Raw genomic sequence first — 14,847 nt, forward strand, 5'->3', positions numbered from 1 at the left:
TACACCAGCCTAACGTGCCGCACGCGCATGAACGTCGTGGAGATCATGAACCGACAAGTCCGTCAACGACTCCCGGAAGATACGTCCCGGCCCCGCCGGAACAGCGACTTCACAGGGAACAACAAGCACGCCGCAGCCCGCAGCGGTGGCCGCAGCCGTGCCTGTCGGCGAATCCTCGATCGCCAGACACTGTGACGGTTCCAAACCGAGAAGCGCAGCACCCCTCAGATACGGATCCGCGGCAGGCTTGCCGTTGGCTACCTCGTCGCCGCAGACGCTGTGGTCGAAGAACTCTCGTCCGAGCATCCCGAGTGCGCGATCGACCAGTACCCGCTCGGTATTGGTGACCAGAGCCGAGAGAAGTCCCCCGTCGCGAACAATCGCCAGTGCATCCTGCGCGCCGGGACGCCAGGTCACACCGTCCTCGAACAGATCGCCGACGCGGGCGTACATCCAGTCCTTGGCCTCGGCGACTGCCTCCGGGTGCTGCTCGAGCCCCAGCGAATCGAACACCGTTGCCAGGGCAAACGGGCTCGACGCGCCGATGACGGCAACGCGCGTCGCCTCCGTCATCGGCCCGCCCAGGCGTAGCGACAGCTCACGCAGCGCAACGTCCCACAACTTCTCCGAATCGAGCAAGGTGCCGTCCATGTCCCACAGGACACCACCCAGCGTCGTCTCGGATACCTCGGTCAACAACTCAGACATTGAAGTACTTGGCTTCCGGGTGGTGCAGGACAAATGCGTCGGTGGACTGTTCCGGATGCAACTGCAGTTCCTCCGAGAGGTGGACGCCGATGCGCTCCGGCTCGAGCAACGCGACCAACTTGGCGCGGTCCTCGAGATCCGGGCAGGCCCCGTATCCGAAGGAGTAACGCGCGCCGCGGTATTCGAGGTCGAAGTAGCCGGACACGTCGGTGGGATCCTGCTCGGCAACCGAATGGCCGCCAGGCAGAACCAGTTCTTCACGAACCCGGCGATGCCAGTACTCGGCAAGCGATTCCGTCAGCTGAACTCCGATGCCGTGAACTTCGAGGTAGTCACGGTACGAATTCGACGCGAACAGCTCGTTCGCGAAGTCCGCGATCGGCTGCCCCATCGTGACCAACTGGAACGGGAGAACGTCGACCTGGCCGGTCGCTTCTGCTTCCTTACGCGAGCGCACGAAGTCCGCGATGCACAGGAAACGGTCCCGGTGCTGACGCGGGTACGTGAACCGGAATCGTTCCGGCGCATCTGGTTTCGGCTCGGTGAGCACGATGACGTCATCACCCTCGGACACCGCCGGGAAGTAGCCGTAGACCACGGCGGCGTGCGCGAGAATGCCCTCGGCCGTCAACCGGTCCAGCCAGTACCGCAGTCGCGGCTTGCCTTCGGTTTCGACCAACTCTTCGTACGTCGGACCGTCGCCCTTACGCTGACCACGAAGTCCCCACTGCCCCAGGAACAGTGCGCGCTCGTCGAGCAGACCGGCGTACTCGGACAGTGCCACGCCCTTGACGATGCGGCTGCCCCAGAACGGCGGGGCCGGAACAGGGATGTCGACTGCAACATCGGACCGTTCCGGCAGAACAACGGGAGCTGCTTCGGCCTTACGCTTTTCGGCGATCCGCTTGGAACGCTCATGACGAGCCTTCCGCTCGGCAACCTTCTCGCGCGCGGCGATCGCCTCAGGGCTGTCCGGCGCGGGTCCGCCGCCACGCTTTTCGGTCATGATCTGATCCATCAGATTCAGACCCTCGAAAGCGTCGCGTGCGTAACTCACGGTTCCGTCGTACACCTCTTGAAGGTCGTTCTCGACGTACGAACGCGTCAGCGCGGCACCGCCCAGCAACACCGGGAACTGTTCCGAGACACCGCGAGAGTTCAGTTCCTTGAGGTTGTCCTTCATGACCACTGTCGACTTCACGAGCAGTCCGGACATGCCGATGACATCGGCCTTGTGCTCGATCGCAGCATCGAGAATGGTCGCGATGGGCTGCTTGATGCCGAGGTTCACGACGTCGTAACCGTTGTTACTCAAGATGATGTCGACAAGGTTCTTGCCGATATCGTGGACGTCGCCCTTGACCGTCGCAATGACGAGGCGACCCTTGCCGTCGTCGTCCGTCGCTTCCATGTGGGGCTCGAGGAACGCAACTGCCGCCTTCATGACCTCGGCGGACTGCAGAACGAACGGCAACTGCATCTGTCCGGAACCGAACAGTTCACCGACGGTCTTCATGCCCGAAAGCAGTGTCTCGTTGATGATTTCGATCGGGGACTTGACCGTCATCGCTTCGGTGAGATCGTCGTCGAGGCCATTGCGCTCGCCGTCGACGATGCGACGCTCGAGGCGATCGAACAATGGCAGACCGGCAAGTTCCTGAGCGCGTGACTCACGGGCAGACGCTGCCGAGACACCCTCGAACAGTTCCATCAACTTCTGCAGGGGGTCGTACCCTTCGCTGCGACGGTCGTAGACCAGGTCGAGTGCGGTCACACGCTGTTCTTCCGGGATCCGTGCCATCGGCAGGATCTTGGAGGCGTGCACGATCGCGGTGTCGAGGCCGGCCTCGGTGCATTCGTGCAGGAACACCGAGTTGAGCACCTGCCGGGCGGCGGGGTTCAAGCCGAAGGAAATGTTGGAAATACCCAGTGTGAAGTGCAGTTCCGGGTACGCGGCCTTGAGCTGACGGATCGCTTCGATGGTCTCGATGCCGTCGCGGCGCACTTCTTCCTGACCGGTGGAGATCGGGAAGGTGAGAGCGTCGACGATGATGTCGGACTCTGCGAGACCCCAGTTGCCTGTGATGTCCTCGATCAGGCGCTTGGCGATCGCGACCTTGGTCTCGGCCGTACGCGCCTGGCCCTCCTCGTCGATGGTCAACGCGACAACGGCTGCGCCGTGCTCCTTGACCAGCGTCATGATCTTGTGGAAACGAGACTCGGGACCGGCGCCGTCCTCGTAGTTGACGGAGTTGACGGCACAACGTCCACCGAGGTGCTCGAGTCCGGCCTGCAGAACCGCAGGTTCGGTGGAGTCGAGCATGATCGGCAGCGTCGACGCCGTTGCCAACCGGCTGGCGAGTGCGGACATGTCGGCAGCGCCGTCGCGGCCCACGTAGTCGACGTTGAGGTCGAGCATGTGCGCGCCGTCGCGAGTCTGATCCTTCGCGATGTCCAGGCACTTCTGGTAATCCTCGGACAGCATTGCTTCACGGAAAGCCTTGGAGCCGTTGGAGTTCGTGCGCTCACCGATCATCAGGATGCTGGCGTCCTGTTCGAACGGGACAGCCGAGTACAACGACGACGTGCTGGCCTCGTGAATCGGGGTGCGCTGCGCCTTCTCCACGAGGCGAACCGCGTCGGCGACTGCCCTGATGTGGTCTGGGGTGGTTCCGCAGCAGCCACCAACCATGCCGAGACCGAATTCGGAGACGAATCCGCTGAGGGCTTCGGCCAATTCGTCTGCGGTCAGCGGGTACTCGGCACCATTGGGGCCGAGCTGCGGCAAGCCGGCGTTCGGCATGACGGAGACCGGCAGCGTCGAGTACTTGGACAGATGGCGAAGGTGCTCGCTCATCTCTGCCGGACCGGTTGCGCAGTTGAGTCCGATCATGTCGATGCCGAGCGGCTCGAGTGCCGTCAACGCGGCACCGATCTCGCTGCCGAGGAGCATGGTTCCGGTGGTCTCGACCGTCACGTGCGTGATGATCGGAATCCGCAAGCCCAACTGTTCCATCGCCCGCTGACTGCCGAGAATCGCAGCCTTGACCTGAAGGAGGTCCTGGCAGGTCTCGACGAGGATGGCATCGGCGCCGCCTTCGATCATGCCGAGGGCGGATTCGGTGTACGCGTCACGCAGGATGGCAAACGGGGCGTGGCCCAGGCTGGGCAGCTTGGTTCCCGGGCCCATCGAGCCGAGAACAAAGCGGGCCATACCGTCGCGGCCTGGCCCCATCTCGTCAGCTACCTCACGAGCGAGGGCAGTGCCCTTCTCGGAAAGCTCACGGATTCGATGCGAGATGTCGTAGTCGGCGAGGTTGGGCAGGTTGCACCCGAAAGTGTTGGTCTCGACAGCATCGGCACCGGCGGCAAAGTACGCGCGGTGGATGTCTTTGAGCACGTCGGGGCGGGTGTCGTTGAGGATCTCATTGCACCCCTCGAGTCCGAGGAAATCATCTAGTGTGAGGTCCGCGGCCTGCAACATGGTGCCCATCGCTCCGTCGCCGATTACAACGCGCTGATTCAACGCATCAAGCAGGGCAGAGTTAAATGGGGCAGACATGCCGTCCAGAGTAGTGGGCGCTCTCCGATGCTCTGGCCGTAGGCTGGGTGGGTGAGTCCAAGTGAGTTCCCCGTCACTCCCGACGGCCCGGTCGATTTCGATGATTCCGCGGCCTTCGAGAGCCCTGATCGCCCCCAAGGCGATATCCCCGTGCTCCGCGATCCCATTCTCGTGGCAGCCTTCGAAGGCTGGAACGACGCAGGTGACGCCGCCAGCGGCGCCGTCGAGCACCTCGAACTGATCTGGGATGCCCAACCGCTCGCGGAACTCGATTCGGAGGACTACTACGACTATCAGGTCAACCGCCCGACCGTACGGCAGGTCGACGGCGTCACCCGAGAAATCGTGTGGCCTGCCACACGTTTGTCCGTCTGCTCACCGCCTGGCAGCGAGAGCGACATCGTTCTGCTTCACGGTATCGAGCCGAACATGCGTTGGCGCAGCTTCTGCGAGGATCTCCTCGAGCTGATCGACCAACTGAACGTCAAGACGGTGGTCATCCTCGGAGCACTTCTCGCGGACACACCGCACACCCGTCCGGTACCGGTGACCGGAACCGCATACAGCAGCGAATCCGCAGCTCGATTCAACCTCGAGCAGACTCGCTACGAAGGCCCCACCGGTATCACCGGAGTTCTTCAGGACGAGTGCGTCCGGGCCGGCGTACCAGCCATCTCGTTCTGGGCAGCGGTGCCGCACTACGTGTCTCAGCCGCCCAACCCCAAAGCCACGGTGGCACTGCTGCAGCGCGTCGAAGACGTTCTCGACATCGAGGTTCCCCTGGGCGAACTCCCCTCTCAATCCGAGGACTGGGAAGAAGCGGTCAACGAAATGACTGCAGACGACGAGGAGATCGGCGAATACGTACGTACCTTGGAAGAGCGCGGAGACGCTGAGACAGACATCACAGAAGCAATCGCCAAGATCGACGGCGATGCGATCGCTGCCGAATTCGAGCGTTACCTGCGGCGGCGAGGCCCCGGTAGCTTCGGGCTGTGAGCAACACTTCTCCCGACGAAAACACGCACAACCCCAGACCGCTTCGCCTTCGCCTCCAGTTGATCGCGCTGTACGCCGGCGGGTTTCTCGGCCCGTTCGGCGGCGGCGTGGTGGCGTCCGTTCTCCCCGAGATCGGCGACGACCTGGGGGTCGGGGCGTCCGCGGCCGCGTCGTCGCTCACTGCGTACCTTCTGCCTTTTGCGGCATTGATGTTGGTGTCGGGAACTCTCGGCTCCCGGTGGGGCAAAGTGCGCACCGTCCGCATCGCGTATGGCGTGTACGTGGCCGCGTCGTTGGCATGTTTCCTGGCTCCGACGCTGGACATCTTCCTTGCAGCTCGGGTCCTGCAAGGTAGCGCCAATGCCTTCACAACTCCCCTCTTGCTTGCATCATTGGCAGCAGCGACGCCACAGGCCCGACTCGGCCGCGCGCTGGGCGCCTTCGGTGCGTTTCAGGCCGCCGGCCAGTCGTCCGCTCCCCTGATCGGCGGCCTCGCAGCCGAATTCGATTGGCGCCTCGCATTTCTCGTCATCGCGGTTGTAGCTGGAGTTCTGGGCGCCGTCGGGTTACCCAAAACCACGGCGCCTCCGTCTGCCGCGCCCGCCAGACTCCGTGACGCACTGCGTCCGGAAGTGCTGCGGATCGGCGTTGCCGCCCTCCTCGGTTGGGGCGCACTCGGCGGTCTGAGCTTCCTCCTGGCATTCCGGTTCGAGGACGAGTTCGGTCTCTCGCCCACAGCCCGCGGTCTGATGCTGACGCTGTTCGGTTTGGCCGGCATTATCGCCGCCCGACGAGCGGGAATCCTGATCGACCGTATCGGCGCCCGGAAGGCAGTGACCATCGGCGCAATCAGCGGCGCCGTACTCGTTGCAGTCGTAGGACTCGCGTCCGCTATCCCGGCGATTGCGATCGCCTGGTTTATTGCCGGTGTGTCCAGCCAGTTCGTACTCGTCGGCGTCAACGCGGCGGTGCTCGGCTCGCAGGGTCCGAATCGCGGCGGTGCGGTATCCGTCGTCCAGGCAATGCGCTTCGGCGGCGCGGCACTCGCTCCCCTCGCTCTCACTCCGATCTACGACGCCTCGTCCATCGCAAGTTTCCTGATACCCGCCGCTCTACTTGCTGTTGTGGCTCCGCTGATCATGCCTCGGCAGAAACCGTCGAATACCGCGGAGGCTTAGCCCCCTCCGTCGATGATTTTCTGATCCTTTGGGTTGCTGAAGTGCGGCGACTTGGTGAATTGAGGTCGTTGGTTCGGATAGAACTGACGACAAATATTCGGAAAATTTGGTGTTTCCGTCAGCGACAGATATTGATACAATGGAACAATGAGCGAATCCGAGTCGGAACCCGAGCGCCCCATCGACATTTTTCGGCGATCCGTCGCGATCATCGAAGAAAATCTGCCCGCCACCTGGTCACTGTCGACGCAACGCTCCCCCGATCTGTCCGAAGCACCCATTCGCCTCGACCTGCGCTCCCCTGACGGGTCGGTCGCGAAGTTCGGCGTCTACGCCGCACATGGAGTTCTCAGCAGCGACGTTCCCGGTATCGCCGACCGCTTCCCCACCGGGCAAACCGGGTTCGTCTGCGCCAAATATCTATCCGAACCGGTGCGCCGCCAACTCGACGCCCATGCACTCTCCTACGCCGATGCGACGGGCAACGTCTCACTCACCGCCGATCGCCCTGCCGTCTGGGTGCGAGGCAGGGGCGCCGACGCCGATCCGTGGCGCGGCCCCGGCCGGCCGTCGGGCCAACTGGCCGGCGATCCGTCGGCGCGGGTCGTGCGGGCGCTCGCAGATTTTGCTCCACCCCTGGCGATCACCGCTCTGGTCCGTTTGGCCGGGGCATCAACGGGCGCAACGTATCGAGTAGTGCAAACCCTCGCGGATCGGGAATTGGTGACCAGACTCCCCCGCGGCGGCATCGCCGACGCCAACTGGCAGAAAATGCTCCGGGAGTGGGCACAGGAATCCATCGCCAAAGCACCCACACCGCACGGCTTTCACGCTCCAGACGGACTTGAAGCGCTCTTCGATCAGCTCCGCCAACTCAGCGGACACATCTATGCGGCAACGGCATCCGTCGCTGCCGCGCCGTTCGCCCGGTATGCGCCCACTCAGCGGGCTCATTTCCACGCCGACAACGTCGACCAATTTGCCGACGCGTTGGGCCTACGGCGCGTCGAGACCGGTGCCGATGTGTGGGTCACCGCTCCCCTGTCGCCGTCGGTGTTCGACCGAATTCTCACCCGCGACGGCATCCGGATCGTGTCTCCGAGTCAGGCCTACGCCGATCTTCTCGTCGGTCCGGATGCCGACGAAGCAGCGGCCGATCACCTGATGGGCTGGATGATCGAGAACGAATCGCAGTGGCGACGCGCCGCCTCCCCAGCCAAGGATCGACCGTAGGGAAATTCGGACGACACTCTCGCCTACGCTGTCATGGTGAATGAAACGCATATCGCGGGCGTAGCGACGGCGTACGCGGATACCCATCGACTGAAATTGTTTTCGTTCACGGTCGCCGAGAAGCGCGCCGAGTACCTGTGGGTACTTCGCGCATTCGACCACGCCCGCGCCAATTACACAGTCCTGCTCCATGCGGGGACGGTCGCTCAGATCCTCGAGAAGATCGGTGGCTCGGATCCCGCCGCTCAGCTGTCGTCGACCGAGATTGCGCCGCTGCTGGACCAGTTGCACGTGTGGGAAATTCTCGAACGCAGCTACGACGGCACACGCGCCGCGTCGTTGGCCGAGTATCGGAACCGCCATTTTGTGTACCAGTTCGGCCAGGCCGGGTATCAGGTGTACCGGTCCGTCGAGGACGTTCTTGCCGCCAGGCTCGACAATTCGTCCCTCTCACGACTGGCGTTGGCGGACCTTCTGGCCGACATGTCGGAACTGGCCGAAGCGAATCGAACGGCAGACGGCGACCTCATCTTCCGCAAACTCAAACGCCTCGACTCGACACTGTCCGACATGGCCGATCGTGCCGCGCACTTCTATCTCACGCTCGGCGATCTGGTTCGGACGACGGAAGTCACGCCGCAGGCATTCCTGAACCACAAGGACGCCCTGCTGACGCACATGCGCGAATTCAGCTCCGACCTCGCGCGGTACGCCCCGAAACTCAAGGAAGCCATCGAGCACGTCGAATCGACGGGGGTCGACCGGATGATCCGGCTCGCTGCCGCCAGCGACGAGCGAGTGTTCGTTCCGATCGCCGAACGCGAAGATGACTGGATGGCCCGCTGGCGCGGTTTGACCGCGTGGTTCGTCTCCGCCGAGACCGGGATCAGCGAGTCCGAGCGACTGCGCGAAGGCACCATGAGCGCGATTGCCGCAGTGCTTGCTCTGTTGCGCCGCGTCACGGAAACCCGTCGAGGCGGGGTCAGCCGCGAAAGTCAGCTGCGCCATCTCGCCGGGTGGTTTGCCGCCACCCCGTCCGAAGACGCGGCTCATGCACTGTTCCAGGCCGTGTTCGACCTCGGTCGCCCGCGCCACCTGTCGATGGTCCACCCGGACGCCGACATCATCTCGCACCACCGATCCTGGTGGGAGGCACCGCCCGTCGAGATCGCCCGCACCCTGGCGGAAACAGGGCGCCCACCGTCGCCCGGCCTGCCCAGCAAGGTCGCCCGTAACGACGGCAGCATCCGGCGACTACGTGAAGAACAGCTCGCGGCGCAGCGAACCCGCAGTGCCGCAGCACAATCCCTGGCCACCAACGGTGTGTATCAACGTGAGCTCAACGAGCAGGAGACCGAAGTTTTGCTGAGTTTGCTCAATGCCGCACTCACGGCCCGCGTGCCGGTGGTCGGCCGCGTCAAGAGTTCCACCGGTAGCGAGAACGGGGTGAAATTGACGCTGAGCCCGTCGGACGGTTCCACCACCATCACCACCGCGCGTGGCCGGATGCACCTCGACGGCATCGAGGTCAGCGTTCGATGAGAGCTCGCGAGATCACTCCCCTTGCGCTCGATTCGTATCAACGCGCGGCAAGGGTCATCCTGTCGAATCACCTGGTCACCACGTCGTATCCGGATCGGGCGGCGTTGCCACTGCTGCGCCGGTGGGCGACCGAACTGCGAGATGATCTCCTCGACCTCTTCGGTTACCGCCTCGAGGTCACCGAGACAACGGCTCGGTTGTTCACGGTCTCCGATCGCCTCAACCCGTCGGCACCCGCCCAGACGGCAACCGAGCGCACGTTCGACCGCACCCGGTACTCGTATTTGGCTCTGTGCCTCGCGGCATTGGGCCGCGCCGGCAACCAGATCACGTTGTCGGAGTTGGCAGATCACGTGGCCGCCGACGCCGCGCAGGTGGACGGCGTCGAACTGTCTACCGATCGCGGTGCCGATCGCGACGCGTTTGTCGACGCCGTCGGCTGGCTCGGTGTGCGCGGCGCCATCGCACTCGCCGACGGTGACGCCAACGGCTGGGCATCCAATCCCGAAGCGGGAGAAGCGCTCTACGACATCGACCGATCCGTCGTCGTGGCACTGTTCCGCCCGCCGCGCGCGCTGCAGCACCTGCATTCCATTCGCGGACTCCTCGCTGCCGAAACATCCCAGGCGGCTGAGGAAGACGGGGTTCCCGTGGACGCCAAGGCAATCGGGCGGCGAGTGCGTCGGGCTCTCGTCGAACGCCCAGTGGTGTTGGCCGGTGAACTCGATCAGCATGAACTGATCGCGTTGGCCCAACCCAAGACCGCGTCCGACGTCGAAATGTTGACCGGACTGGTGGCCGAGCGCCGGGCCGAGGGAATCGCGATGATCGACCCCACCGGGCGCCTGTCTGACGTGCGTTTTCCCAGCACCGGCACGATCGCCCAGGTCGCACTGCTGCTGGCCGGCGAAATCGCCGACCGGATACTCGACGTCGACGCGCCGGAACTGCCGAAACTCCCGCTTCCTCCCGAGTCCGACGACCACCTCATCGAGCAACTCGATGCGGCGATCCCCGAGGCCGGAATCTTCGAGGATCTTGCCGACGAGGATGCCGAGCCGGTCGAACCTGCTGCGGAGCCTGCCGATCCCGAGGAACCGGCGACATATCCCCTGATCGACGACACGTGGCTGGCGGACAAGATCACCGAATTGGTGGATCAGTTCGGCCGAACGTTTGCGGCGCAGTGGCAGGCAGACCACAACGGACTGCGTAAACAGTCACTCGGCCTGCTGCAGCGACTGCGCCTGACGCACGCGGTACCCGGCGGAGTGCTCGTTCTGCCCGTACTCGCGCGCTACCGCGACGTTGTGGTCAATGTCCGCGAACGCGATCCCCTCATCGACTTTGCGGTCGACAACTCCGCACCCGAGCCCAGTTCCGAATTTTCCGGCAGCACAGAAGAACCAGAGGTAGAAAACGCATGAACAGCGCCCGTTTCCGACCTACCCGGGCCGGCATCATCAACCTCTGGGATTACCGCGACCAGGAATTCTCTTTCGCCGACGGCCGCCTGGTCCTGCGCGGACCCAACGGATCCGGCAAGACCAAGGCACTCGAGGTGCTGTTCCCGTTTGTCTTCGACGGCCGCATCGAACCGCGTCGCCTCAATCCGTTTGCCGGCGAAGAACGCACCATGAAGTCGAACCTGCTCTATCGCGGGCAGGACACCGCACACTCCTATGTGTGGATGGAGTTCTGCCGCGGCTCACTCGACGACCCCGAAGCCGTCACCGTCGGCATCGGCATGCGTGCGAGCCGAACCAACGACAAGGTCACACGCTGGTACTTCGTCGCCGACGGCCGAGTTGGTGTCGACTTCTCGCTGATCGGCGCCGACGATCGCCCGCTGACAAAGAAGCAGTTGGCCGAGCAACTGGGCAGTGACGCGATCACGGACCGTCCCCTCGACTACCGCACCGCCATCGACGCGCGCATGTTCGGCCTCGGCGTGCAGCGTTACGACCAGCTGATCAACCTGATCCTGACGCTGCGCCGTCCGCAGTTAGCGAAGAACCTTGACCCCAAGGGTCTTTCGCAGGCACTCACCGACGGGCTGCGCCCCCTCGACGATCAACTGGTGCTCGAAGCTGCCCGCTCGTTCAGCGACATGGAAGAAGTGGGCCGCGCGCTCGAGGGGCTGGCCGCTGCCGACGGCGCGGCCCAGACTTTCATCGGCGTCTACACCAAGTATCTGCGCCAGCAGTCGCGGGGCGAGATCGAACAGGTCGGGGCCCGTCTGGCCGCGGTCACCAAAGGTGTTGCCGCCATGGACGAATCGGCTGTTGCCCAGCTGCGGAGCCGAGAAGCGCGCACAGCAGCCGAAGAACGGTTCAATGCCGCCGAACAGGCACTCGATCACGCCCGCGCCAATGTCGAAGCGCTGCAACGCTCGAGCGCGTACGAAGGCAAGCAGCAGCTCGACGACCTCGCGCAGGCCGTCGCAACGCTGAAACTGTCCACCGAGCAGCAGGCCGACAAGTCCCGCAAGGCGCAGGCAACATTGGCGCAGCGCGGCGACGAAGCCGAAAAGGCCACCGCATCGGTACGCCGCGGTGCCGAAGCACTCTCGCGGGCCGAGGACGAACTGCGCGTCGCCGCCGAAGACGCCGGTATCGTCTGGACACCGCTGCCGGACGGTTCCCGCAGCGATCAGATCACCGCTGCCGTGCGTGGCCACGCCGAAGAGCGCGACGGAGACGTTCGTGCTGTGCGCGCCGCCCTCGCCACCGTGGAGAAAGCCACCACTGAGCGGACCCGCGCCGAGAATTCGTCGCGTCGTGGCCAAGAACTGCTGGAATCAGCCAAAGCTGCGGTCCTCGAGGGCGAAGCCGCCGTCGAATTGGCTCGCAGTGAATGTGCGACCGGCCTTCGCTCGTGGTGGACCGGGCATTCGGAGCGCTACGCCGCTGCCGGCGCCGATACCTCACTGTTCGATGCACTGGACGGTGCACTGTCGGCAGTCGGTGACGAAGACGCCCCGACGCTGGCTGCCGTACTCGCCGAACACACCGAGGCCGGAATCGAAGCGTTGCGGGAGCGTCGACGCAGTGCGGAAGCGGAAATCTCAGCCGCCCGCGCCTCCGTCACCGCACTGAAAGCCGAACGCAAGGCCGTCTCGGCCGAGCACGACGATGCTCCGCCCGCATTCCACGCCCGCACCGACAGCCGCAAGGACCTGCCAGGTGCGCCCTTCTGGAGCCTTGTTCGGTTCGCCGAGTCTGTCGAACCCGACGTGGCCACGGGAATCGAATCCGCACTACAAGCGGCAAACATGTTGGACGGCTGGGTAGTGCCAGGCGAGCAACTGCCCGAATTCGTCAGCGAGCAATTCCTCACAGCACTCCCGACAAAGCAGCGGCCCAAGGGACGCACCCTCGCCGATGTCCTCGAGGTCGAGGGCAACTCCGACGTCCCCGACGCACAGGTCAGGGGAATTCTCGCCTCGATCAGCCTGGTCGAAAACGCGGACACCACCACCGCCGCAGTTGCTATCGGCGTCGACGGCCGATTCTGGCAGGGTGTTGTCCACGGACGGCACGTCAAGACCGATGCCGAGTACATCGGTACAACGGCCCGCGCGCGTCGTCGCGCTGCCCGGATCGCCGAAATCGACGTTGCCCTCGACGAACTTGCCACGGCAATCGACACCGGCACAGCACTCGTGGCGCACACAAACGAGCAGTTGGCTCAACTTGCCGCGGCCGCAAAGGAACTCCCCAAGACCGGCTCGATTCTGCGCGCGCTCAAAGCCGTCGCCGAATCGGCGGGCGCTCTGCGCACACGGTCCGAAGCAACAGACAGCGCGCAGCGTGAACTCGATGCGGCGATAGCGGATCTCGCGGCCAAGGAAAAGCAGTTGCGCTCGACGGCGTCGACGCATCGCACCCCGCACGCCGGCCGGGAACTCGACTCGTTGGCGGCGGCGATCCGTCACTTCGAGAAGCAAGGCGACGTCGCCCTGCGATGCCGACGCGAGTACGCCAAAGAAGTGGAACTCGAACGCGAATCGATCGACCGCCTCGACGAGTCACGCACCAACGCCGAGGAATTTGCCGAAGAAGCGGCCATCGCGGAGGAGAGTCTGCTCCAGCAGGTCCAACGCCTGGAAACCCTGCGCGACACCCTCGGCGCGAGTGCCGAGCAAATCGATCTCGACCTCGCCAAGGCGCGCGCAAAGATCGAGGAATGCAAAGTCGACCAACGCGCCGCCCGTAAGGCCTACGACGCGGCCGTGCTTCACATCGGCACCGCCGAAGGCGCCTACAACACCGCCGTCGAGACCTTGCGGCACACCCTCACCGAAACGCGTAGCGACGCAGAGCAACTCGCGCCGTACGCGCGACCCGATCTGCTCGAGCTGCTCGGCATCACCGAACCGCTGAGTTGGCCTGCCAGTTCCGCGGCGTGGATGAGCCCCGATCAACTCGTCTACCGGATCCAGAACGAGGACCGCACCGACGACGCCCCGCACCCTCCGGTACTGCCCGAAGACGTGGACAAGCTGTACCGGGCACTCGACGCGGCAACCTCGACGGTTCGCGTCACGGACGGCGCCCGCAAGGCGACCCGCACTGCCCTGACGTCCGCGCTGCAGGAATTCGACGCCCAACTTGCTGCCGCCGGCCAGGATTACCGCCTGCAGTGGGACGCACCAGACGGGCTCACCGTCGTCCGCGTGCAGGACGAGCAGGGACACTCTTCGATCGGCGAGTTCGCAACCCGCATCCACGAAGCACGCGGAGATCAGGAGCAACTGCTCACCGAATCCGAGCGTCGCATTCTCGAAGATGCACTGCTCACCGGTCTGGCCCAACAGATCCACGAGCGTACCGTCGACGCCCGCGAACTCATCGCGCAAATGGGCACCGAGATGCGCGAGCGGCACATGTCGTCCGGCAACACCATCGGCGTCCACTGGGTTCTGGCCGACAACCTCGACGACAGCTCCCGCGCCATCTCCAAACTGCTCGATCGAGACGCGTCGGCGCTGGGCGTGGACGAGTTGGCGACACTGCGCGCACATTTTGCGACGCAGATTCGCACTGCCCGGGCGGCGCATCCCGAGCGGTCGTACCCGGAGATCCTGTCGTCGGCACTCGACTACCGGCAGTGGCGGTTCTTCTCCTTCACCCTCATCAGCGGCGAAGGCAAAGAAGATCGACTCACCGTCGCTCGGCACAGCGCGCTGTCCGGCGGCGAGCAGTCGGTGTCGCTGCATCTGCCACTCTTCGCGGCAGCGCACGTCATGCTCGATTCGGCCGATCCGCATGCGCCGCGGCTACTTGCACTCGACGAGGCATTTGCCGGCGTCGACGACAACGGTCGAAGCGAGTTGTTGGGATTGAGCGTCCAGTTCGATCTCGACCTCTTCATGACGGGATACGACCTCTGGATCACGTATGCCGACGTCCCCGGGTGCGCACACTACGACCTGGCTCACTCGACGGCCGAGCAAGCCGTCAGTGCCGCGCTGCTGGTGTGGTCGAACGGTGAACTGCTCGCCGAACACGACGGAACGGACTTGGCCAGAGCGCTCGGATCTCCGCTGCGCCGTAGGGTACCCACCCCGGCCGAGGGTGCGCTCGACTACGCCTAGCACTGTGCGCCTCGAGGTCGATGGAA

8 protein-coding genes are annotated in these 14,847 nt (G+C 64.4%); 6 read left to right on the top strand and 2 right to left on the bottom strand.

Features of this window, described 5'->3' with window-relative positions:
- Nucleotides 1–9 precede the first annotated feature (9 nt).
- Together KYT97_RS04630 and metH are read right to left on the bottom strand one after the other, a co-directional pair.
- A complete protein-coding gene (locus tag KYT97_RS04630; RefSeq protein WP_219111841.1) occupies nucleotides 10–708 on the bottom strand; it encodes an HAD family hydrolase in 699 nt (232 codons plus the stop codon).
- Nucleotides 701–4,270 carry a methionine synthase gene (metH, locus tag KYT97_RS04635; RefSeq protein ID WP_072782539.1) on the bottom strand — a complete coding sequence of 1,190 codons (3,570 nt, stop codon included), beginning with the start codon at nucleotides 4,268–4,270 and terminating at the stop codon, nucleotides 701–703. The genes KYT97_RS04630 and metH overlap by 8 nt, the downstream gene beginning before the upstream one ends.
- 51 nt (nucleotides 4,271–4,321) lie before the next feature.
- Between metH and KYT97_RS04640 the strand changes: the two genes are divergently transcribed.
- From KYT97_RS04640 to KYT97_RS04665, 6 genes are all read left to right on the top strand, one after another.
- Nucleotides 4,322–5,269, top strand: coding sequence for a PAC2 family protein (locus KYT97_RS04640; protein WP_033231939.1), 948 nt, complete (start codon nucleotides 4,322–4,324; stop codon nucleotides 5,267–5,269).
- Nucleotides 5,266–6,447: an MFS transporter gene (locus tag KYT97_RS04645; protein WP_045067837.1), complete on the top strand. Its 1,182-nt coding sequence runs from the start codon at nucleotides 5,266–5,268 to the stop codon at nucleotides 6,445–6,447. The genes KYT97_RS04640 and KYT97_RS04645 overlap by 4 nt, the downstream gene beginning before the upstream one ends.
- 147 nt (nucleotides 6,448–6,594) lie before the next feature.
- Entirely contained in the window at nucleotides 6,595–7,680 is a 1,086-nt protein-coding gene (locus tag KYT97_RS04650) for a helix-turn-helix domain-containing protein (RefSeq protein WP_033231937.1), read from the top strand.
- A gap of 33 nt (nucleotides 7,681–7,713) precedes the next feature.
- The gene (locus KYT97_RS04655; protein ID WP_051730313.1) at nucleotides 7,714–9,222 is read left to right on the top strand and encodes a TIGR02677 family protein; all 1,509 of its coding nucleotides are present in this window, start codon (nucleotides 7,714–7,716) and stop codon (nucleotides 9,220–9,222) included.
- Entirely contained in the window at nucleotides 9,219–10,649 is a 1,431-nt protein-coding gene (locus KYT97_RS04660) for a DUF2398 family protein (protein ID WP_033231936.1), read from the top strand. Before KYT97_RS04655 ends, KYT97_RS04660 begins: the two co-directional genes overlap by 4 nt.
- Complete coding sequence (locus KYT97_RS04665; RefSeq protein WP_219111842.1) at nucleotides 10,646–14,821, top strand: TIGR02680 family protein; 4,176 nt, start codon at nucleotides 10,646–10,648, stop codon at nucleotides 14,819–14,821. The genes KYT97_RS04660 and KYT97_RS04665 overlap by 4 nt, the downstream gene beginning before the upstream one ends.
- The last annotated feature ends 26 nt before the right edge of the window (nucleotides 14,822–14,847 follow it).

Origin of the sequence: Rhodococcus globerulus, assembly GCF_019334125.1 — a bacterium.
GTDB lineage: Bacteria > Actinomycetota > Actinomycetes > Mycobacteriales > Mycobacteriaceae > Rhodococcus_F > Rhodococcus_F globerula.

What these genes read in the sequence shown, in the direction of transcription:
- KYT97_RS04650 (WP_033231937.1), top strand. Translation starts at nt 6,595, where the DNA reads ATGAGCGAATCCGAGTCGGAACCCGAGCGCCCCATCGACATTTTTCGG.
- KYT97_RS04630 (WP_219111841.1), bottom strand. Translation starts at nt 708, where the DNA reads ATGTCTGAGTTGTTGACCGAGGTATCCGAGACGACGCTGGGTGGTGTC.
- metH (WP_072782539.1), bottom strand. Translation starts at nt 4,270, where the DNA reads ATGTCTGCCCCATTTAACTCTGCCCTGCTTGATGCGTTGAATCAGCGC.
- KYT97_RS04660 (WP_033231936.1), top strand. Translation starts at nt 9,219, where the DNA reads ATGAGAGCTCGCGAGATCACTCCCCTTGCGCTCGATTCGTATCAACGC.
- KYT97_RS04665 (WP_219111842.1), top strand. Translation starts at nt 10,646, where the DNA reads ATGAACAGCGCCCGTTTCCGACCTACCCGGGCCGGCATCATCAACCTC.
- KYT97_RS04655 (WP_051730313.1), top strand. Translation starts at nt 7,714, where the DNA reads ATGGTGAATGAAACGCATATCGCGGGCGTAGCGACGGCGTACGCGGAT.